The sequence below is a fragment of the Streptomyces sp. MS19 genome, assembly GCF_047200595.1.
Classification (GTDB): Bacteria; Actinomycetota; Actinomycetes; order Streptomycetales; family Streptomycetaceae; genus Streptomyces.
Genome location: NZ_JBJZOH010000033.1, coordinates 1 through 18,498, shown reverse-complemented (window position 1 = coordinate 18,498; position 18,498 = coordinate 1). Strand labels below are relative to the sequence as shown.

General features: G+C 75.7%; 17 protein-coding genes, 2 pseudogenes and 1 riboswitch. Of the genes and pseudogenes, 5 read left to right on the top strand and 14 right to left on the bottom strand.

Annotated features, from left to right (window positions below; all coding sequences use genetic code 11):
* Positions 1-49: 49 nt before the first annotated feature.
* From ACL02R_RS23935 to ribD, 6 genes are read right to left on the bottom strand one after another with little or no spacing between them, the layout of a single operon-like run.
* Positions 50-322 carry a phosphoribosyl-ATP diphosphatase gene (locus ACL02R_RS23935; protein WP_412799036.1) on the bottom strand — a complete coding sequence of 91 codons (273 nt, stop codon included), beginning with the start codon at positions 320-322 and terminating at the stop codon, positions 50-52.
* Between the two features lie 13 nt (positions 323-335).
* Positions 336-848, bottom strand: a complete 513-nt coding sequence (gene ribH / locus ACL02R_RS23930) for a 6,7-dimethyl-8-ribityllumazine synthase (protein WP_412799035.1) — start codon at positions 846-848, stop codon at positions 336-338.
* Between the two features lie 53 nt (positions 849-901).
* Positions 902-2,218 carry a bifunctional 3,4-dihydroxy-2-butanone-4-phosphate synthase/GTP cyclohydrolase II gene (locus tag ACL02R_RS23925; RefSeq protein ID WP_412799034.1) on the bottom strand — a complete coding sequence of 439 codons (1,317 nt, stop codon included), beginning with the start codon at positions 2,216-2,218 and terminating at the stop codon, positions 902-904.
* Positions 2,215-2,877: a nicotinamide mononucleotide transporter family protein gene (locus ACL02R_RS23920; RefSeq protein ID WP_412799033.1), complete on the bottom strand. Its 663-nt coding sequence runs from the start codon at positions 2,875-2,877 to the stop codon at positions 2,215-2,217. The genes ACL02R_RS23925 and ACL02R_RS23920 overlap by 4 nt, the downstream gene beginning before the upstream one ends.
* Positions 2,874-3,518 carry a riboflavin synthase gene (locus ACL02R_RS23915; RefSeq protein ID WP_412799032.1) on the bottom strand — a complete coding sequence of 215 codons (645 nt, stop codon included), beginning with the start codon at positions 3,516-3,518 and terminating at the stop codon, positions 2,874-2,876. The genes ACL02R_RS23920 and ACL02R_RS23915 overlap by 4 nt, the downstream gene beginning before the upstream one ends.
* Before the next feature lies 1 nt (position 3,519).
* Complete coding sequence (ribD, locus tag ACL02R_RS23910; RefSeq protein WP_412799065.1) at positions 3,520-4,629, bottom strand: bifunctional diaminohydroxyphosphoribosylaminopyrimidine deaminase/5-amino-6-(5-phosphoribosylamino)uracil reductase RibD; 1,110 nt, start codon at positions 4,627-4,629, stop codon at positions 3,520-3,522.
* Positions 4,630-4,799: 170 nt separating this feature from the next.
* Positions 4,800-4,930: riboswitch (FMN riboswitch) on the bottom strand.
* Between the two features lie 174 nt (positions 4,931-5,104).
* Here ribD and ACL02R_RS23905 point away from each other — a divergent pair.
* Positions 5,105-5,880: pseudogene (locus tag ACL02R_RS23905) on the top strand (tetrahydrofolate dehydrogenase/cyclohydrolase catalytic domain-containing protein); the annotation flags it as partial.
* 9 nt (positions 5,881-5,889) lie between these two features.
* On the opposite strand, the gene ACL02R_RS23900 reads toward ACL02R_RS23905, so the two are convergent.
* Positions 5,890-7,092, bottom strand: a complete 1,203-nt coding sequence (locus ACL02R_RS23900; RefSeq protein WP_412799031.1) for an ROK family transcriptional regulator — start codon at positions 7,090-7,092, stop codon at positions 5,890-5,892.
* Between the two features lie 112 nt (positions 7,093-7,204).
* Here ACL02R_RS23900 and ACL02R_RS23895 point away from each other — a divergent pair, with 112 nt between their 5' ends.
* Positions 7,205-8,431, top strand: a complete 1,227-nt coding sequence (locus tag ACL02R_RS23895; protein WP_412799030.1) for an MFS transporter — start codon at positions 7,205-7,207, stop codon at positions 8,429-8,431.
* Positions 8,432-8,476: 45 nt separating this feature from the next.
* Here ACL02R_RS23895 and ACL02R_RS23890 read toward each other — a convergent pair whose 3' ends face one another.
* From ACL02R_RS23890 to ACL02R_RS23880, 3 genes are all read right to left on the bottom strand, one after another.
* Positions 8,477-8,935, bottom strand: coding sequence for a phospholipase (locus ACL02R_RS23890; protein ID WP_412799029.1), 459 nt, complete (start codon positions 8,933-8,935; stop codon positions 8,477-8,479).
* Positions 8,936-9,163: 228 nt separating this feature from the next.
* Positions 9,164-9,856 (bottom strand): class I SAM-dependent methyltransferase, encoded by a 693-nt coding sequence (locus ACL02R_RS23885; protein WP_412799028.1) that lies wholly within the window; start codon positions 9,854-9,856, stop codon positions 9,164-9,166.
* Positions 9,857-9,929: 73 nt separating this feature from the next.
* The gene (locus tag ACL02R_RS23880) at positions 9,930-11,369 is read right to left on the bottom strand and encodes a GuaB1 family IMP dehydrogenase-related protein (protein ID WP_412799027.1); all 1,440 of its coding nucleotides are present in this window, start codon (positions 11,367-11,369) and stop codon (positions 9,930-9,932) included.
* Between the two features lie 245 nt (positions 11,370-11,614).
* Between ACL02R_RS23880 and ACL02R_RS23875 the strand changes: the two genes are divergently transcribed.
* Positions 11,615-12,565, top strand: a complete 951-nt coding sequence (locus tag ACL02R_RS23875) for an LLM class flavin-dependent oxidoreductase (protein WP_412799026.1) — start codon at positions 11,615-11,617, stop codon at positions 12,563-12,565.
* A 496-nt stretch (positions 12,566-13,061) separates the two neighbouring features.
* Positions 13,062-13,297 (top strand): annotated as a pseudogene (locus ACL02R_RS23870) (integrase core domain-containing protein); the annotation flags it as partial.
* Here ACL02R_RS23870 and ACL02R_RS23865 read toward each other — a convergent pair.
* The 4 genes from ACL02R_RS23865 to fmt all read right to left on the bottom strand — a co-directional run bounded on the left by ACL02R_RS23865 (position 13,294) and on the right by fmt (position 17,615).
* On the bottom strand, positions 13,294-14,280 hold the full coding sequence (locus ACL02R_RS23865; RefSeq protein WP_412799025.1) for a sugar-binding transcriptional regulator: 987 nt from the start codon (positions 14,278-14,280) through the stop codon (positions 13,294-13,296). The pseudogene ACL02R_RS23870 and the gene ACL02R_RS23865 sit on opposite strands and share 4 nt — an antisense overlap.
* 178 nt (positions 14,281-14,458) lie before the next feature.
* Positions 14,459-15,133 (bottom strand): ribulose-phosphate 3-epimerase, encoded by a 675-nt coding sequence (gene rpe / locus ACL02R_RS23860; protein WP_412799024.1) that lies wholly within the window; start codon positions 15,131-15,133, stop codon positions 14,459-14,461.
* Between the two features lie 44 nt (positions 15,134-15,177).
* Positions 15,178-16,605, bottom strand: a complete 1,428-nt coding sequence (locus ACL02R_RS23855) for an RsmB/NOP family class I SAM-dependent RNA methyltransferase (protein ID WP_412799023.1) — start codon at positions 16,603-16,605, stop codon at positions 15,178-15,180.
* 77 nt (positions 16,606-16,682) lie between these two features.
* Positions 16,683-17,615, bottom strand: coding sequence for a methionyl-tRNA formyltransferase (fmt, locus tag ACL02R_RS23850; RefSeq protein ID WP_412799022.1), 933 nt, complete (start codon positions 17,613-17,615; stop codon positions 16,683-16,685).
* A gap of 280 nt (positions 17,616-17,895) precedes the next feature.
* On the opposite strand from fmt, the gene ACL02R_RS23845 reads away from it, so the two are divergent.
* A complete protein-coding gene (locus ACL02R_RS23845; protein ID WP_412799021.1) occupies positions 17,896-18,402 on the top strand; it encodes a hypothetical protein in 507 nt (168 codons plus the stop codon).
* The last annotated feature ends 96 nt before the right edge of the window (positions 18,403-18,498 follow it).

Here is an 18,498-nt window from a genome sequence, read left to right as displayed (position 1 = left end):
GGCTTCTTCCTTCGCGTGGCGAGAACGGTGCTGAGGGGTGCCGGACGGCTCAGAGGTGAGCGTATACGTCGGCCGGGGAGATGCCCCGGGCGACCATCATGACCTGGAGGTGGTAGAGGAGCTGGGAGATCTCCTCGGCGGTGCGGTCGGCGCTCTCGTGCTCGGCGGCCATCCACACCTCCGCCGCCTCCTCGACGACCTTCTTGCCGATCGTATGGACCCCGGCGGCCACCAGTTCGGCCGTCCGGGAGGTCCTGGGGTCCGCGGTGGCGGCCTTGTGCCGCAGCTCGGCGTACAGCTCGTCGAAAGTCTTGTTGGCCATGGTGGGTCCAACCCTACGGCCTGCCGGCGGCCGCGACGCGCGCGGGTCGGGGCAGCTCGCGCAGCAGCGCGGCGGTCGCGACGGCGGCGGTGGCGGCCTCGTGGCCCTTGTCCTCGGCGGAGCCCGGCAGTCCGGCGCGGGCGAGCGCCTGCTCCTCGGTGTCGCAGGTGAGGACGCCGAAGCCGACCGGGACGGCGTGCTCGACGCTGACGCGGGTCAGGCCCTCGGTGACGCCCTGGCAGACGTAGTCGAAGTGCGGGGTGCCGCCGCGGATGACGACGCCGAGCGCGACCACGGCGTCGTACCCGCCGCGGGCCAGCGCCTCGGCGGCGACGGGCAGTTCGAAGCTGCCGGGCACGCGCAGGACGGTGGTCTCGGCGACGCCGATCTCGTCCAGGGCGCGGCGCGCTCCGGCGAGCAGGCCGTCCATGACGGTCTCGTGCCACTGGGCGGCGACGATGCCGACGCGCAGGGACGCCGCGCCGGTCGTGTCGGGGGTGATCTGGGGGGCTCCCTTGCCGCTCACGGCTTCTCCTCGGGGCTGGGTGGGGCTGGGTGAGGTGGATGGGGTGGGTGGGGTCACTGGTTGGCGCAGGCGCATGCGGGGGCGGGTGCCTGGTCGAGCCAGGGGAGGTCGTGGCCCATGCGGTCGCGCTTGGTACGCAGGTAGCGCAGGTTGTGCTCGCCGGGGGTGACGGGCACGGGCTCGCGGCCCGTGACGCGCAGGCCGTGGCGGGTGAGGGCGGTGGCCTTGTCGGGGTTGTTGGTCAGCAGGCGGAGGGAGCGGACGCCGAGGTCGGCGAGGATGCGGGCACCGGCGGCGTAGTCCCTGGCGTCGGCGGGCAGGCCGAGGTCGAGGTTGGCGTCGAGGGTGTCGCGGCCGCGTTCCTGGAGTTCGTAGGCGCGCAGCTTGGAGAGCAGGCCGATGCCGCGCCCCTCGTGGCCGCGCAGGTAGAGGACGACGCCGCGGCCCTCGGCCTGGACCCGTTCCATGGCGGCGCGCAGCTGCGGGCCGCAGTCGCAGCGCTGGGAGCCGAGGACGTCGCCGGTGAGGCATTCGGAGTGGACGCGGACGAGGACGTTCTCGCCGTCGCCGATGTCGCCCGCGACGAGGGCGAGGTGCTCGGCGCCGTCGGCGGCGGCGCGGTAGCCGTACGCGCGGAACGGGCCGTGCTCGGTCGGCAGGGACGTCTCGGCCTCGCGCCGGACGGCGGGCGTGGCCTCGGCACCGTCGGCGAGGGCGCGCCGGTGGGCGATGAGGTCCTCGATGGAGATGAGGGCGAGGCCGTGCCTGCGGGCGAACGCGCGGAGGGCGGGCAGCCGGAGCATCGTGCCGTCCTCGCCCGCGATCTCCACGACGGCGGCGGCCGGGCGCAGCCCCGCGAGGCGCGCGAGATCGACGCCGGCCTCGGTGTGTCCCGGGCGGACGAGGACGCCGCCGGTGCGGGCGCGCAGCGGGAAGACGTGTCCCGGCCTGGCGAAGTCGCCCGGGTCGGCGGCGGGGTCGGCGAGGAGGCGGATGGTGGCGGCGCGGTCGGCGGCGGAGATGCCGGTGGTGACGCCGTGGGCGGCGGTCGCGTCGACGGAGACGGTGAAGGCGGTGGCCATCGACTCGGTGTTCTTGTCGACCATCTGCGGCAGGTCGAGGCGGTCGAGGTCGTCCGGTTCCATGGGCACGCAGATCAGGCCGCGGCACTCGGACATCATGAACGCGACGGTCTCGGGCGTGATCCGCTCGGCGGCGACGACGAGGTCGCCCTCGTTCTCCCGGTCGGCGCGGTCCACGACGACGACGGGGCGTCCGGCGGCGATGTCGGCGACGGCGCGCTCCACCGGGTCGAGGGGGGCCTCGGCCGGGTCGCCGGGTGCGGCGGGGTGCGGGGCTGCGGTGGTCATGCGGGGGCTCCCTCCAGCGGTGCGTGCACGGGCTGTGCGGCGGTACGGGAGCGCCGCCACCAGTCGCGCATGCCCCACAGGACGAGGACGAAGTAGACGATGTAGACGAGGCCGGAGAACGCGAGCCCGCTGTGGAAGTTCAGCGGGACGCCGACGAGGTCGACCAGCAGCCAGGCGAACCAGAACTCCACCAGGCCGCGCGCCTGCGCGACCATCGCGACCAGCGTGCCGACGAAGATGTACGCGTCGGGCCACGGGTTCCACGACAGGTCGGGGTAGGCGGTGAACAGGCCGCCGACCAGCGCCGTACCGCCCGCGGCCCCGGCGAGGAGCAGCGCGCGCTCGCGCCAGGTGGCGAAGCGTACGGTGATCGCGCCGTCGCCCGTGTCCCGGCGTCCGGCGCGCCACTGCCGCCAGCCCCACAGGGCGACGGTGATGACGACGAGCTGCTTGCCGACGCCGCCGCCGAGGTTCGCCGACGTGTAGGCGGCGACCAGGATGACGCCGGAGAGCAGCTGCACGGGCCAGGTGAGGACGGAGCGGCGCCAGCCGAGGGCGAGGGCGGCGAGGCCGGCCAGGTTGCCGGTCATGTCGGACCAGATGACGTGCTGGCCGAACGCCTCGAACGCCGTGGAGTTGAGGGAGTCGACGAAGCTCACCGCACGTTCCCCTCGGGCACGGCCGCGTCGTACGGGTGGGCGGGCGCCTGCGCGCCGTGGGCCAGGAGGCGTTCGACGTACTTGGCGAGGACGTCCACCTCAAGGTTCACCGCGTCGCCCGGCTGCCTGCGGCCGAGGGTGGTCAGCGCCAGGGTGGTGGGGATGAGGCCGAGGGTGAAGCGGTCGGTGCCCGCCTCGACCACGGTGAGGCTGACGCCGTCCACCGTGATGGAGCCCTTGTCCACGACGTAGCGGGCGAGGTGCGCGGGGAGCGAGACGGTGACGCTGTCCCACTGGTCGCCCGGTGTGCGGTCGAGGAGGGTCGCGACGCCGTCCACGTGGCCCTGCACCAGGTGGCCGCCGAGCCGGCCGCCGAGGGCGACGGGGCGTTCGAGGTTGACGGGGTCGCCGGGCGCGAGGCCGCCGAGCGTGGAGCGGCGGAGTGTCTCGGCCATCACGTCGGCCGTGAACGCGTGCTCGCCCGGCTCGACGACGGTGAGGCAGACGCCGTTGACGGCGATCGAGTCGCCGTGGCCGCTGCCCTGGGTGACGACGCTGCCGCGCAGCCGCAGCCTGGCCGAGTCCCCGATGTGTTCGAGGGCGATGACCTCGCCCAGTTCTTCGACGATGCCGGTGAACAAGTCAGTTCTCCTTGGCGGGCTCGTGGCGGGTGGGAGCGGCGGCGGCGAGCGGGGCGGCGGTGACCCGCAGGTCGGGGCCGACGCGGGCGACGTCGGTCACGCGCAGGCGCAACGCCTCGGTGATCGTCGTGATTCCCGCGCCGTTCAGGGCGGTGGGCCCCGCGCCGAGCAGCGCGGGGGCGAGGTAGGCGGTGACGGCGTCGACGGCCCCGGCGGCGGCGAACGCCCCGGCGAGCGTGGGGCCGCCCTCCAGCAGGACCGCGCGGACGTCGCGCTCGTGCAGCGCGGCGAGGAGCGCGGTGACGTCGAGGCCGGGGCCGTGGGCGGCGCGCGGCAGGCGGACGACCTCGGCGTGCGCGGTGAGGTGGTCCGTACGGTCCCGTGGCACGTCGTCGGCGACCGCGACCAGGGTCGGGGCCGCGCCGTCGAGGACGCGGGCGCCCGGCGGGACGGCGCGGGCCTCGGTGTCGGTGACGACGCGCAGCGGCCGGCGGGCGCCGGGGACGCCGCGGACGGCGAGGTGCGGGTCGTCGGCGCGGGCCGTTCCCGAGCCGACGAGCACGGCGTCGGCCTCGGCGCGCAGCCGGTGCACGTCGGCGCGGGCCTCGGGGGAGGTGATCCAGCGGCTGGTGCCGTCGGCGGCGGCGACGCGGCCGTCGAGCGTGGCGGCGTACTTCCAGCGCACGTGGGGGCGGCCGAGGCGGACGGCGGTGAGCCAGGCGGCGTTCACGGCCTCCGCCTCGTCGGCGAGCAGGCCGCCGCGCACGTCGATCCCGGCCTCGGCGAGGAGGGCGGCGCCGCCGCGCGCGACCGGGTTCGGGTCGGCCACGGCGTAGACGACGCGGGCGATCCCGGCGGCGGCGAGGGCATGGGCGCAGGGGCCGGTACGCCCGGTGTGGGCGCAGGGTTCGAGGGTGACGACGGCCGTGCCGCCGCGGGCGCGGCCGCCCGCCGCCGCGAGGGCGTGGACCTCGGCGTGCGGGCCGCCGGCGCGCTGGTGCCATCCCTCCCCGGCCGGGACGCCGTGCGCGTCGAGCACGACGCAGCCGACGACGGGGTTGGGGCTGGTGGCACCGAGGCCGCGCGCGGCGAGCGCGACGGCGCGCCGCATCGCCTCGGCCTCCGGGCCCGCGGGGGGCTGCGCTGCTGGGGCGGCCACCGGGTCTCCTGCCTCTCAGGGCACGACTCCGGGGCTTCCTTGACCGACGGAACGGACGCGGGGCCACGCGGGAGCCACCGGGCGGACCCGGGGCGTCACGGCGGACACCGCACCTGCTTCCGCCGCGCACTGCCTCCCATCCGGACTTTAACCGTCGGTCCAGGAATCTCACCTGGTCAACCGGCCGCTGGCAGCGGCCGGGTCGCGGACTGTAACCGCCGGTTCGGACTTTCACCGACCCCGGAGTGCGCGTTCGTCACTGGTACGCCTCCAGTCTGCCACGCGCGGCACGCGGCCATGCGGGCGTGTGGTCCGCGTCACAGACGACCTCGTGAGGTCGCGCGTGGGCCACCGGGAGGCGGCCCGGCATCCGCCTGCCGGGCCGCCGTGCGCCTGGGCGACTCGTGACGGGGCCCGGGAGTACGCCATGACGCCGGATTCCGCGCCCGCCACCGCCCGTCCCGTGGACGGCGCAGGACCGGCCCGCCGCATCGTGGCCGGGAGCGCGGCGGCAGCGGCCCGGATCGCGCGCCTGACGGGTACCGCGCCCCGCCTGGCGACCGTGCTGGTCGGCGAGGACCCATGTCGGTGACATACGTGCGGATGCGGCGCGCCCGCGGCGCTGCTCGCTCGGTGACGGCGTATCAACTGATCGCGCTCATCGATGAATTGTCGCGTGATCCGGCGGTACACGGCATCCTGCTCCCGCACCCGGTGGGCGCGGGGATCGACGAGCGGGCGGGCTTCGGGGCGATCGCGCCGGAGCAGGACGCGGACGGGGTGACGGCCCGTCCGTTCGCCACCGCGGGCCTCGGCCTGCCCGGCTTCGCCTCGCGCGGGCCCGCCGGAATCATGCGGCTGCCGGAGGGGTACGACGTGGAACCGGCCGGGAAGCACGCGGTGGTGGTCGGGCGCGGCCCGATCCCGGGCAGGCCGGTCGGCATGCTGCTGCTCGGCAGGGACGCGACGGTGGCGTACCGCCACTCGCGGGGAGCGGACCTGGCCTCGCGCGAGCGGGAGGCGGACGTGCTCGTCGCGGCGGTCGGGAAGCCGCGGTTCCTGCGCGGCCGCCGTGGTCAACCGGAAAAGTCGGCGGCGCGCCGGGCGTCGCTGATCACGCCGGTGCCCGGCGGTGTCGGACCGATGACGAGCGCCGTGCCGCTGGAGCAGACCGTACGGGCGGCGGCGCGGCAGTGGGCGTGCCGGGCCCGGTCAGCGGGTGACGGCCGGGCCGAACAGGTCGTCGCGCGCCGCGTCGAGCGCCGTCACGAGGCCGCCGGCGAGCACCGCGCTGCCGCTGACGGTCGCGGGGCGGATCTCCGTCTCCAGCGGCGAGAGCGCGCGCAGGCGCAGGGACACCCGGTCGGCGAGCGCCCGGCCCCCGGCGCGGCCGATCTCGCCGCCGAGGACGACGCAGCCCGGGTCGAGGACGGCGACGAGGCCCGTGATGCCGGTGACGACCTGTTCGGCCAGCTCGTCGAGGAACGCGCCCGCCGGTCCTCCCCCGGGCGCGGCGGCGGCCTCGCGGACGGCGGTCTCGGCGGCCGTCACCTCGTCGCCCGGCGCGTCGAGGCCGTGCGCGCGGGCGATCCGCCTGACGGCGGGGGCGGCGGCGAGCGCGTGGAAGCCCGCTTCGCAGTCGGTCGCGGAGGGCATCCCGCCGGTACCGGGGACGGGGAGGAATCCGACCTCGCCCGCGCCGCCCGATGCGCCGCGCCACAAGGCGCCGCGCAGGACGAGAGCGGCGCCGAGGCCGTGCCCGAGCCACAGGAGGGCGAAGGTCTCGCGGTCGCGGGCGACGCCGACGCGGTGTTCGGCGATGCCCGCGAGGTTGACCTCGTTCTCCAGGTGGACGGGGCCGTCGAGCTGGGCGCGGAGTTCGGCCAGCAGCGCGGCGTGCCAGCCGGGGAGACAGGTGAACGGGCGCGGCGCGCCGGTGGCCGGGTCGGCGAGTCCCGGGGCGCCGAGGACGGCGGTGTGGACGGCGGGGATGCCGAGGCCGTCCAGGGTCTCCGCCAGCGCGGCCAGGACGGTGCCGATCGTGGACGCGCCCGGGTCGTCGCCGTCCGGGGGCACGGGCAGGGTGCGGCGGGCGACGGTGTGCCCCGCGAGGTCGGCGAGGGCGAAGGCGACGCTGTCGGTGCGCACGTCGAACGCCGCGACGTGCGCGCGTTCCGCCGCCAGCCCGTAGAGCCGCGCCTTGGGGCCGCGGCGCTCCTCCCCCGCCTCGCCGACGTCGCGGACCAGGCCGTCGCGTCCGAGGCGGCCGAGGAGGTCGGCGACGCTGGGGCGTGACAGGCCCGTCAGGTCCCGCAGCCTGGCCGCCGTCAGGGGGCCCTCCTCGGCCAACAGGTCGAGGGCGATGCGGTCGTTGATGGCGCGGGCCGTTCTGGGCGTCGCGGTGTGCGCGGTCATGCGGTGATCCTCGCAGACTTGAACGGGTTTTCTATCAGGAAAGCTTCCTGATAGTTTACTTCCGGCCGGCGCACCGGTCGCTCCACGCCCTCACGAGAGAGTCGAACGCCTCATGTCGCAGCCCCTCGCCGCGCCCGACCGGGACCGGACACGCCGCGCCCGGCTGGCCGTCGGCGTCGTGTTCACCCTCCACGGCTCCGTCAGCGGCAGCTTCGCCACCCGCCTCCCCTGGCTCAAGGACCAGCTGGACCTGAGCACCGCCGCCCTCGGCCTCGCCCTGGCCTTCCCCGCCATCGGCGCCGCCCTCGCGATGCCGCTGGCCGGCAGGGTCATGCACCGCTTCGGCGCGCGGGCGGCGGTCCGCGCGCTGCTCGCCCTGTGGACCTGCGCCCTCACCCTCCCGGCGCTCGCGCCGAACATGCCGGCGCTCTGCCTGGCCCTGTTCGCCTTCGGCGCGACCGCCGGCATGGCCGACGTGGCGATGAACGCGCAGGGCGTCGAGGTCGAGCAGCGCTTCGGCCGGTCGATCATGTCGGGACTGCACGGCCTGTGGAGCGTCGGCGCCCTGCTCGGCTCCGCCGTCGGCGTCGGCGCCGTGCACGCCGGTCTGGACGCGCGCGTCCACCTGCCGCTCGCGGCACTCCTGCTGACGGCGGCCGTGCCCCTGGCGTGCCGGAGCCTGCTGGACACCCGCCCGGCGCCGGACGAGGAGCCCCCGCCGCGCTTCGCCCTGCCGCCGCGTTCCGCCCTGCTCATCGGGGCCGTCGGGATGTGCGCCATCCTCGCCGAGGGCGCCAGCATGGACTGGTCCGGCATCTACCTGCGGGACATCACCGACGCCTCGGAGACGATCGCGGCGGCGAGCTTCACCGCGTTCGCCTGCACGATGGCCCTGGCGCGGCTGGCCGGAGACGCGGCGGTACGGCGGATGGGCCCCGTGCGCACGGTGCGCTTCAGCGGCGCACTGGCCGTCACCGGCGGGCTGTTGATCGTCACCGCCGGGAACCCGGTGCAGGGCACGGCCGGTTTCGCGCTGCTCGGCATCGGGATCGCGGTGGTCGTGCCGCTGGCCTTCGCCGCCGCCGGCCGCAGCGGGCCCAACCCGAGCCAGGCCATCGCCGGTGTCGCGACGGTGACCTACACGACCGGGCTGATCGCGCCCACGCTCATGGGGATGATCGGCGATCTGGCCTCGCTGCGCGCCTCGTTCGCGGTGGTGACGGCGGGTGTGGCGGTTTTCGGGCTGGCGGCGGGCGTCCTGGGCACCGGGGCGCGCGGCGGGGCCCCGGTCGCGTCCGACCGGAGCGCGGCGGACGACGGCCGCCGGGTGGCGGGCTGACGGCAACGGGGGCCGGCGGTCGCCCGCGCCGGCCCCCGTACCGCGTCAGCCGAAGGCGCGGACCGCCTGGTAGTACGTCCAGGCGAGTCCGTCGCAGGCGGTGCCGGTCGCTCCCGAGTAGCGGCCGCAGACCCGCTGGAGGTCGGCGTAGAACGCGCTGTCGAGCCGGGATTTGTTGGCGGCGAAGGTGCCGAGCGCCTTGTAGTTCCGGTAACCAAAATCATGCCGTGCGCATGACACTTCAAAGGGGAAGCCGAACGGATTGTCCGGCGAGGTGGAGCAGTAGTCGGTGCTCCAGTCGAAGGCGTAGGACGCCCAGGACGACTGGCTGCCCCTGGCGGAGAGCCAGGAGTTGTAGCTGGCCGCGCTGGTCTGGGTGAAGCCGGACAGCACCTGCGGCTTGTCGGCGGGGGCGGCGGTCGCGGGACCGGTCGAGGCGGTTACGGCCCCGAGGGAGAGGAGTGCGGTCGTGAGAGCGGTGACGAGCCGGCGGCGTACGCGCATGGGGGGACCTCCGGGAGTCGGGACGGCCCGCCGCAACGGGCCGCGCTTCCGGCCTCCGAAGCTACGGGGCGGTAACCCGATGCTCAACCCCCTGGACGTGCACAACAGTTGGACTCGCGTAGAACTCCGGGCGCGCGACACCGGTGCCGTACGCCGCGCAACCGCCGTACGCAGGACCGCCGTTGCGATCGCGACCGGGTACGCCCCCCTCGCCGGGCCGTGCCGCGCTCAGGCGGCCGGGCGCGCCCGCAGCCAGGTGCGGTCGGGCGTGAGATACCGGTCGAGTGCCAACCCCGCCTCGGCCAGCGCCCGTTCGAGCCCTTCGTCGGTCCAGCGGTAGGACAGGAAGGTCTGCGTCCACGTCGCGTCGGGGAACTCGTACTCCACCCGGACCGACGACAGGGCGGGGCCCGCCGGGTCCGCCGCGGCGACCCGGACGAGCCCGTCGCCGGTGCGGCGTTCGCGCGGCACGTCCAGGTGCCAGTCCGCGCCCTCGCGCTGGATCAGCACGCAGCCGGTCTCCGCCACGTACCGGCGGCAGGTCCGCAGCATGCCGCGCCGCACGGCGGGGTCGCCGTTGTGGACGAGGAAGGAGCCGAGGACCACGGCGCCGAAGCGTTCATCGCCCAGGTCGAGCGTCTCGATGGCGGAGCGCACGGTCCTGGCGCCGCGCACGTGGGCGAGCATCTCAGGTGACTCGTCCACCGCCGTGACGGTGAGGCCGCGTTCCACCAGCGGATGGGTGATCCGGCCGACGCCGCAGCCGAGTTCGAGGAGCGTCGCGCCGGGCGGCACGGCGGAGGCGATCACCTCGGGCTCGTCGCCCGGCGCGACGCGGAGGTACATCTCGACGGCGCAGCCGTCCGGTGTGATGGCACCCGGGCCGGTCCCGCCGTACCCGGGGCGCTGGTTTCCGTCCATGCGCTCCAGCACACCACGGGCCACGCGCGGCACGGAAGTACCGGGCGTGGCCCAGGTGTTCACCCGCGAGGGGTCACTGCCAGCTGGCGTGCAGCGGCTTGCCCTCAGCGAAGCCCGCCGCGCTCTGCACGCCGATGACGGCCCGCTCGGCGAACTCCTCCAGCGTCGCCGCCCCCGCGTAGGTGCACGAGGAGCGGACGCCCGCCACGATCGAGTCGATCAGGTCCTCGACGCCGGGCCGCGCGGGGTCGAGGAACATGCGGGAGGTCGAGATGCCCTCCTCGAACAGGCCCTTGCGCGCCCGGTCGTACGCCGACTCGTCGCTGGTGCGGTTGCGCACGGCGCGCGCCGACGCCATGCCGAAGCTCTCCTTGTACAGCCGCCCGTCCGCCGCCTGCTGGAGGTCGCCGGGCGACTCGTGGGTCCCGGCGAGCCAGGAGCCGATCATCACGTTGGACGCGCCGGCCGCGAGGGCCATGGCCACGTCGCGCGGGTGCCGCACACCGCCGTCGGCCCAGACGTGCTTGCCGTGCCGCCGCGCCTCCGTGGCGCACTCAAGCACCGCCGAGAACTGCGGGCGGCCGACGCCGGTCATCATGCGCGTCGTGCACATGGCGCCGGGGCCCACGCCGACCTTGACGATGTCGGCGCCCGCCTCGATCAGGTCGCGCGTGCCCTCGGCCGACACGACGTTGCCCGCGACGACCGGGACCGCCGGGTCGAGGGCGCGGACGGCGCGCAGCGTGGCGAGCATCGACTCCTGGTGGCCGTGCGCCGTGTCCACGACCAGGGTGTCCACCCCGGCCGCGAGCAGCGCCTCGGCACGCCCGGCGACGTCCCCGTTGATCCCGACGGCGGCGGCGACGCGCAGCCGACCGCCCGCGTCGGTGGCGGGTGTGTAGAGCGTGGCGCGCAGGGCGCCCTTGCGGCTGAGGATGCCGACGAGGCGGCCGTCGGGGCCGACCGCGGGGGCGATCTTGCGGTGCGCGGCGTCCAGGATGCCGAACGCCTCGCGCGGGTCGAGCGCCGCGTCGATGACGAGGAGGTCCTTCGACATGACCTCGCCGAGCTGCGTGAAGCGGTCGACGCCGGTCAGGTCCGACTCGGTGACGATGCCCACCGGCCGCTCGGCGGAGACGACGACGCCCGCGCCGTGCGCCCGCTTGGGCAGCAGGGCGAGCGCGTCGCCGACCGTCTGCGTCGGCGCGAGGGTGATGGGGGTGTCGAGGACGAGGTGGCGCCGCTTGATCCAGCCGATGACCTCGGTGACCACGTCGAGCGGGATGTCCTGCGGGATCACGGCCAGTCCGCCGCGCCTGGCGACGGTCTCGGCCATCCGGCGGCCCGCGACGGCCGTCATGTTCGCGACGACGAGCGGGATGGTGGTGCCGGTGCCGTCCGGGGTGGCGAGGTCCACGGCGAGGCGGGAGCCGACCGCGGAGCGGCGCGGGACCATGAACACGTCGTCGTAGGTCAGGTCGTACGGGGGTACGGAGTCGTTCAGGAACTTCATGCTCGCTCTCTCACCTGCTGCTGGTTCGTTCTGGCGGGTGGGGAGCTGCGGCTCCTACGCCATTATCACCGATGACCGTACAGACGGACGAACGGTTGATATGGCCGATTCGGGACCGGCCGGGCGGAAGGGGCACCGGTCGTCATCGCCCGTTCGGGTGAGTCTGGCCCGTGGACGCGCCGGGTAGGCATCGGCGGCCGGTGGAACGGCGGCCGGCGCACCAGGGGACGGAAAGGCGCAGCGACATGAGCGGTACACAGGCACACCCCCGCCGGCTCAGCTTCGGCATCAAGACCACCCCGGCGCACATCGGGTACGAGGACATCGTGCGCGTGTGGCGCGAGGCCGACCGTGTGCCGTCCATCGAGCACGCCTGGCTCTGGGACCACCTGGTGCCGATGTTCGGCCCGGCGGACGGCCCGGTGCTGGAGGGCTGGACGCTGCTGTCCGCGCTCGCCGCGCGCACCGAGCGGCTCGGCCTCGGTCTCCTCGTCTCGGGCAACCGTGTCAGGCCGCCCGCGCTGCTCGCCAAGATGGCCGCGACCGTCGACGTGATCGCGGGCGGGCGGCTGACCGTCGGCCTCGGCGTCGGGGCGACCAGGCGGGCGGCCGGCGGCAGCGGCGGCGTCCCGGCGAAGAACGCGGCGGTGGACGAGTACGCGGCGTACGGCATCACGCCGGTGGGCCCGGCCGAGGGCGTCGCCAGGCTCGCCGAGTCGTGCGCGATCCTGCGGCGCCTGTGGACCGAGGAGCGGGTGGACTTCGACGGCGCGTACTACCGGCTCGCCGGTGGCCACTGCGAGCCGCGCCCCGCCCGGCACCTGCCGCTGCTCGTCGGCGGCACGGGCACCCGTACCCTCCGCGTGGCCGCCGAGCACGCCGACGTGTGGAACGCGCCGGGCCCGCCGCACAACGACGTCGCGTTCCTCCGGAAGCGCGCGGCCGTGCTCGACCGGCACTGCGCGGACATCGGCAGGCCGCCGGAGGACATCGTGCGCTCGGTCCAGACCCATGTGTTCTGGGCCGACCCCGAGCGGACGCGCGCGACCGTGCGGGAGTTGGTGGACGCCGGGTTCGGCCACATCGTGCTGAGCCTGACACTGCCCCTCCCGGCGTCCGCCGCGCACCGGGTGGCGGAGGAGATCATCGAGCCGGTCCTCGCAGAGCACCGGACGGTGCCCGCGCGCGCCGGCTGAGACGCCGTCGCCGCGGTGCGCACGGCCGTGGAGCGCGCGGCCGGGGCGCGGACGCCGGCGACACCTGCCGCGGGTCTGCGGCCTGTCCACGGCCACGGCCATCTCAGGGGCCGCCGGGCCGGGCCCGGTCCGGGACGCACGGGAACGCGCCGAACCGCCCCGGTCCGGCGCTCTCGCCTGCCGGGGACCGACCGGCGCGGGCTGTGCGCGGCGACCGGAGTCCACGGCGGAACCGGCGAGGCAGTTGCACGACGGAGCGGGGCAGGCGGTCTCCGACCGCCGCGGTGACCGCCGTCCCGCCGCCGAACGGCTCACGAGCTGATCCGGCGTTTGGCACGACACGGCACGGCGGCGCCCGGCCACGGCCCCTTCGGTCCGGGCAGCAGTTGCTGTGCCGTCACATCGCCCGGACGGAGCAGAGTGCGAACCGCGGCGCTGTGACGCATCCGCCTGGGCCTCCACCAAGAACACCTGGCACCAGACCAGCCACGACCTGGACATCAGCCCCCGCTGGACCAGGCCCTGGCGGCCCCGGACCAACGGCAAGGCCGAACGCTTCCACCGCACCCTGCTCGAAGAATGGGCCCACCAGCGGCCTTACACCTCAGACGACGAACGGCAGACAGCGTTTCCCGACTGGCCGGATCGGTACAGCTACCACCGACCCACACCGGCATCGGCGGCCAACCACCCGCCGGCCGCGTCCCCGACCTCACGGGACAGCACACCTAGGCCGCGTCGGGGTCCACGCGTTCCAGCGCCGGGCGGCGGCCGGGCGGCTGGGCCAGCAGCCGGTCGGCGGCCGTGACGTCGGTGACCAGGCTGGTCACCAAGCCGGAACGCAGCACGGCGCCGATCGCGTCCGCCTTGCGCCGCCCGCCGGCGATCGCGACGACCTCGGGTATCCGCCGCAGGCGCTCCGCCTCGACGGTGATGCACCGCTCGCCGAGGTCCCGGCCGATGCGGCGGCCGTCCGCCGCGAAGAGGTGCGCGGACATCTCCGCGGCGATGCCGAGCGACGCGTAGTGCCGCCGCTCGGCGTCGCCCAGCATGTCGAGGACCGTGGAGACGCCCGGCTCCCAGGAGCCGATGGACACGGCCGCGATGGTGACCTTGTCGAAGTACTCGAACGCCGACGCGATCCCGGTCTGCCGCCGCAGCGCCGCCGCCGTGGTCGTGTCGGGCAGCAGCATCGGCGCGTAGATCGGGTGCGCCTCGCCGCCGGACACCGCCGCCGCGCGGCGCACCGCCTCGACGGAGCCGCGCTCGGCGGTGCCCGCGTCGTACACGCCGGTCAGCTGCACGACCGTGCAGGGCGGCAGCGAGCGCAGCGCCTGCGCCATGTGGATGGTGGAGCGGCCCCAGGCGAGGCCGAGGACGTCGCCCTCACTGACCAGTTCGCCGAGCAACTCCGCCGCCACCTCCCCGAGGTGCTCGGGGTCCGGGGTGTCGTCGGCGGTGTCCGCCTGGGACTCGGCGACGACGACGTGCCGCAGGCCGTAACGGGCGCGCAGGGCGTCGGAGCGCTCCGCGTCCAGCTCGGCGGGGACCCGGATCTCGATGCGGACCAGGTCGTGCTCCACGGCCGATTCGAGGACCCGCGCCACCTTGAACCGGCTCACGCCGAACTCGTCGGCGATCTGGATCTTGGACTTGCCCTCCAGATAGAAGCGGCGTGCCATGGCCGCCGCCTGCATCAGTTCGGCGGGCCCCATCCGTGGGGCTGACCTCCCGGTCGGCACCGCACTCACCTCACTGTCCTCCGCTCCCGTGTCCCCGCTCACACACCGCGTCCCCATCCTCGCAGATTCGAGGGGCATCGCAGATCCGCGGGGCGCCTGGTCCGTACCGGGCGCGGCGGGGGCGGCGCGCAGCCGGATCGACGTCCGCCGGTCACCCCCCGGTGGCCCGGACCGCCGCCTCCTCGGCCTGGCGCCGCAGCGCGCCGACGGCGGCGGCCGGGTCGTCGGCGCCGTAGACGGCCGACCCGGCGACGAAGACGTCCGCGCCCGCCTCGGCGCAGCGCTCGATGGTCGTGGCCGAGACGCCGCCGTCCACCTGGAGCCACAGCGGCAGTCCGTGGCGCTCGATGAGCTGCCGGGTGCGGCGGATCTTCGGCAGCATGATGTCGAGGAACGCCTGCCCGCCGAACCCCGGCTCGACCGTCATGATCAGCACCATGTCCAGCTCGGGCAGCAGGTCCTCGTAGGGCTCGATCGGGGTGGCGGGCCGCAGTGCCAGCGAGGCGCGCGCGCCCTTGGCGCGGATCTCCCTGGCGAGCCGCACCGGCGCCGCGGCGGCCTCGGCGTGGAAGGTGACGGACCCGGCGCCCGCCTCCACGAACGCCGGCGCCCAGCGGTCGGGCTCCTCGATCATCAGGTGGCAGTCCAGCGGGATGTCGGTGGCCTTGGCCAGGGCCTCGACGACCGGGACGCCGAGCGTGAGGTTGGGGACGAAGTGGTTGTCCATGACGTCGACGTGGAGCCAGTCGGCGCCCCGGACGGCCTCGGCCTCGTCGGCGAGCCTGGCGAAGTCGGCGGACAGCAAGCTGGGGTTGATCTGTGCCATGGGCCAAGTATCCCCGCAGTGCGTGGGCTTCCGGCGCCGGGTGATCACGCGGTGCGGCGCAGCAGGGTCAGGTGCATCGCGTCGGTTCCGTGCCGGTGGGGCCACAGCTGGATGTCCGGGCCCTCGCCGAGGCCGGGGACGCCTGGCAGCAGCGGCCGGGCGTCGATGCGTTCGGCCGCCGTACCGCCGGGCTCGTCCAGCACGTCGGACACGACGAACCGGGTCTCGGCCAGATGCGGCGAGCACGTCGCGTAGCCGACGACGCCGCCCGGCCTGACGGCGGCCAGGGCCTCGCGCAGCAGGCGCCGCTGGACGGCGACGAGTCCGTCCAGGTCCTCCGGGCGCCGCCGCCAGCGGGACTCGGGGCGCCGCCGCAGGGCCCCGAGGCCGGTGCACGGGACGTCCACGAGGACGCGGTCGAACGAGCCGGGCCGCCACGCGGGACGGGTGCTGTCGGCCGTGACGACCTGGTAGGGCCCCGGGTTGCCCGCCAGGGCGCGCGCGACGAGGCGGGCGCGGTGCGGCTGCCGCTCCGCGGCGACCAGGGCGGCGCCCCGTTCGGCCGCCAGCGCGGCGAGCAGCGCGGCCTTGCCGCCGGGGCCGGCGCAGCCGTCGAGCCAGCGGGTGTCGGGGCCGGTCAGCGGCGCGTCGGCGAGCGCGAGGGCGACGAGCTGGCTGCCCTCGTCCTGCACCCCGGCCCGCCCCTCGTGCACGGCGGGCAGCGCGCCCGGCTCCCCGCCGTCCGCGAGCCGCACGGCGTACGGGGACCAGCTGCCGGGTTCGGCGCTCGGCTCCTTCAGCAGCTCGTCCACGGTGCTGCGGCCGGGGCGGGCCGCCAGGGTGACGAGTGGCCGTTCGTTGTCGGCCGCGAGCAGCGCCTCGATCTCCTCCCGGCCACCGCCGAGCGCGTCCCACAGGGCGGAGACGACCCAGCGCGGGTGGGCGTGGACGAGCGCGAGGTGGGCCTCGGGGTCGTCGTCGTACGGCGGCGCGACGCGGTCGAGCCAGGCGTCGAGGTCGTGCGCGGCGACGCGGCGCAGCACCGCGTTGACGAACTTGGCGCGCCCGTCGCCCACCACACAGCGGGCCAGTTCGACGGTGGCGCTGACGGCGGCGTGGGACGGGATGCGGGTGCCGAGCAGCTGGTGGGCGCCCAGGGACAGCACGTCGAGCACGGGCGGGTCGACGTCGCGCAGCGGCCGGTCCACGCAGGCGGCGAGGATCGCGTCGTACGTGCCCTGGCGGCGCAGCGTGCCGTAGACCAGCTCGGTGGCGAGGGCGGCGTCCCGCGCGTCGAAGCCGCCGTCGCCAGGCGCCTCCTCCTTCGCCCGCGCGAGCAGCGGCGGGAGCACCAGGTTGGCGTAGGCGCCGCGTTCGGCGACGGCGCGCAGGGCGTCGAAGGCGAGGACGCGGACCGGGTCGCGGCGGGGGCGGCGGTAGGGCCTGGGCTGGCGGCTTTGCCGGCTGCTCACGTGAGGGGTCACTCCGGTGGGTGCGCGGGCTGGTCCCGCTCGGATGGTCAAGCCTACGGCGGCGGGGGCCGTGCGGGTCAGCCGCCCAGGCGTTCGCCCGGCTCGACGCGGACGCCGCGCGCCCAGTCGGCGGCGCGCATCGGCTTCTTGCCCTGCGGCTGCACCCACTCCAGCTCGACGGCGTGCGAGCCGGTGCCGGCGTGGACGTGCTGCTTGCCCGCCTCGATCTCGCCGGGCGCTCCGCCCGCCCGGTCGGGGGCGGGGGTCACCTGCCGCAGCTTGAGCCGTTCGCCGCGGAACGTCGTCCACGCGCCGGGCGCGGGCGTGCAGGCGCGCACCCGGCGGTGGACCGCGAGGGCGGGCGCCGACCAGTCCACGGCGGCGTCGTCGACCGTCAGCTTGGGTGCCAGCGTGACGCCCTCGGTCGGCTGCGGCACGGCCTGGAGGGTGCCGTCCTCGATGCCGTCCATGGTCGCGGCGAGCAGGCCCGCGCCCGCGAGCGCGAGGCGGGTGAGCAGGTCACCGCTGGTGTCCTGGGGGCGGATCTCCTCGGTGAGGACGCCGAAGACGGGGCCCGAGTCGAGGCCCTCCTCGATGAGGAACGTGCTGGCGCCCGTCACCTCGTCACCGGCCATGACGGCGTGCTGCACGGGGGCGGCGCCGCGCCAGGCGGGGAGCAGCGAGAAGTGCAGGTTGACCCAGCCGTGCCGGGGGATGCCGAGGGCCGGCTTGGGCAGCAGCGCGCCGTACGCGACGACCGGGCAGCAGTCGGGCGCGAGGGCGCGCAGCCGCTCCTGGAAGCCGGGGTCGCGGGGGCGCTCCGGGCGCAGGATCTCGATCCCGGCCTCGGCGGCGCGTTCGGCGACCGGGCTGGCGACCAGGCGGCGGCCGCGGCCCGCCGGTGCGTCCGGACGGGTGATGACGGCGGCGACCTCGTGACGGTCCGACGCGAGCAGGGCGTCCAGGGCGGGGACGGCGACCTCGGGGGTACCGGCGAAGACGAGCCTCATCGGGATGTGCGACCTCTCGTACAGGGGAAACGGCCTGCGGGCAGGGGGCTTTCCCGGTGGTGGCGGCTGACGGCCGGCGGGCCAGTCTATGTCCGTTCCCCGGCGCGCCTCCCGGCCGCCCGCGCGGGGGACGCGCACGCGGCGCGGACCTCACGGGGTTGACGAAGCGCGCCCTTTGCGTGACTCCTGCACGCATGGCGCGTTGGTCAAAGGAGATTGACCGAGACGGGCCCGGTCAGGCCCGTTCCTTCCCCTAGACACCGGTTCGAGAGGCTTGTTCATGGCCGACAACGCCACCCCCGACGCTCAGGCACGGGCCAGTCTGCACCTGCTGGTGCGGGACATCGAGCGGGTGCGCCGACAGGTTGACGCGCTGCGTACGCTCACCGCACAGCTGGGCAATGTCTACCGTCCCCGCCGCACCGGCCCGTCCGCCGGGTTCGTCGTCTACGGCCGCGCGCCGGCCCCGACGGTCCGGCTCGCGCAGGAACTCCGCGACAGCGTGGAGGCCCTGGTCACGGCCGCGGTGGACTTCGACCGTTCGCTCGGGTTCTCCTGGGACGCCGTGGGCTCGGCGCTCGGGGTGACCAAACAGGCGGTGCACCGCCGCTACGGCGCGCGCCGCGCCCCCGCGCAGGGGCAGGTGCAGGGCCCCGCGCGCGAGGGCGGGCGGACCGATCAGCTGTCGCCCGGTGTGCCGCAGGCGCGCCCGGTGGCCGGACGGCCTGGCCAGCCGGTGAGCGGCGACAGCAGGGCCGGGGTCTTCCCCGGCCAGCGCAACGCCTGACCCGTACCCCGGAGGTGCCGGGAGCAGCCTGGGGGGGGGGGGGGGGGGGGGGGGGGGGGGGGGGGGGGGGGGGGGGGGGGGGGTGGGGGGGGGGGA

Excerpts from the sequence above, each read along its gene's own strand:
- ACL02R_RS23935 (WP_412799036.1), bottom strand. The coding sequence starts at position 322 with ATGGCCAACAAGACTTTCGACGAGCTGTACGCCGAGCTGCGGCACAAG.
- ACL02R_RS23925 (WP_412799034.1), bottom strand. The coding sequence starts at position 2,218 with ATGACCACCGCAGCCCCGCACCCCGCCGCACCCGGCGACCCGGCCGAG.
- ribD (WP_412799065.1), bottom strand. The coding sequence starts at position 4,629 with ATGCGGCGCGCCGTCGCGCTCGCCGCGCGCGGCCTCGGTGCCACCAGC.
- ACL02R_RS23900 (WP_412799031.1), bottom strand. The coding sequence starts at position 7,092 with ATGACCGCGCACACCGCGACGCCCAGAACGGCCCGCGCCATCAACGAC.
- ACL02R_RS23895 (WP_412799030.1), top strand. The coding sequence starts at position 7,205 with ATGTCGCAGCCCCTCGCCGCGCCCGACCGGGACCGGACACGCCGCGCC.
- ACL02R_RS23890 (WP_412799029.1), bottom strand. The coding sequence starts at position 8,935 with ATGCGCGTACGCCGCCGGCTCGTCACCGCTCTCACGACCGCACTCCTC.
- ACL02R_RS23885 (WP_412799028.1), bottom strand. The coding sequence starts at position 9,856 with ATGGACGGAAACCAGCGCCCCGGGTACGGCGGGACCGGCCCGGGTGCC.
- ACL02R_RS23880 (WP_412799027.1), bottom strand. The coding sequence starts at position 11,369 with ATGAAGTTCCTGAACGACTCCGTACCCCCGTACGACCTGACCTACGAC.
- ACL02R_RS23875 (WP_412799026.1), top strand. The coding sequence starts at position 11,615 with ATGAGCGGTACACAGGCACACCCCCGCCGGCTCAGCTTCGGCATCAAG.
- ACL02R_RS23865 (WP_412799025.1), bottom strand. The coding sequence starts at position 14,280 with ATGGGGCCCGCCGAACTGATGCAGGCGGCGGCCATGGCACGCCGCTTC.
- rpe (WP_412799024.1), bottom strand. The coding sequence starts at position 15,133 with ATGGCACAGATCAACCCCAGCTTGCTGTCCGCCGACTTCGCCAGGCTC.
- fmt (WP_412799022.1), bottom strand. The coding sequence starts at position 17,615 with ATGAGGCTCGTCTTCGCCGGTACCCCCGAGGTCGCCGTCCCCGCCCTG.
- ACL02R_RS23845 (WP_412799021.1), top strand. The coding sequence starts at position 17,896 with ATGGCCGACAACGCCACCCCCGACGCTCAGGCACGGGCCAGTCTGCAC.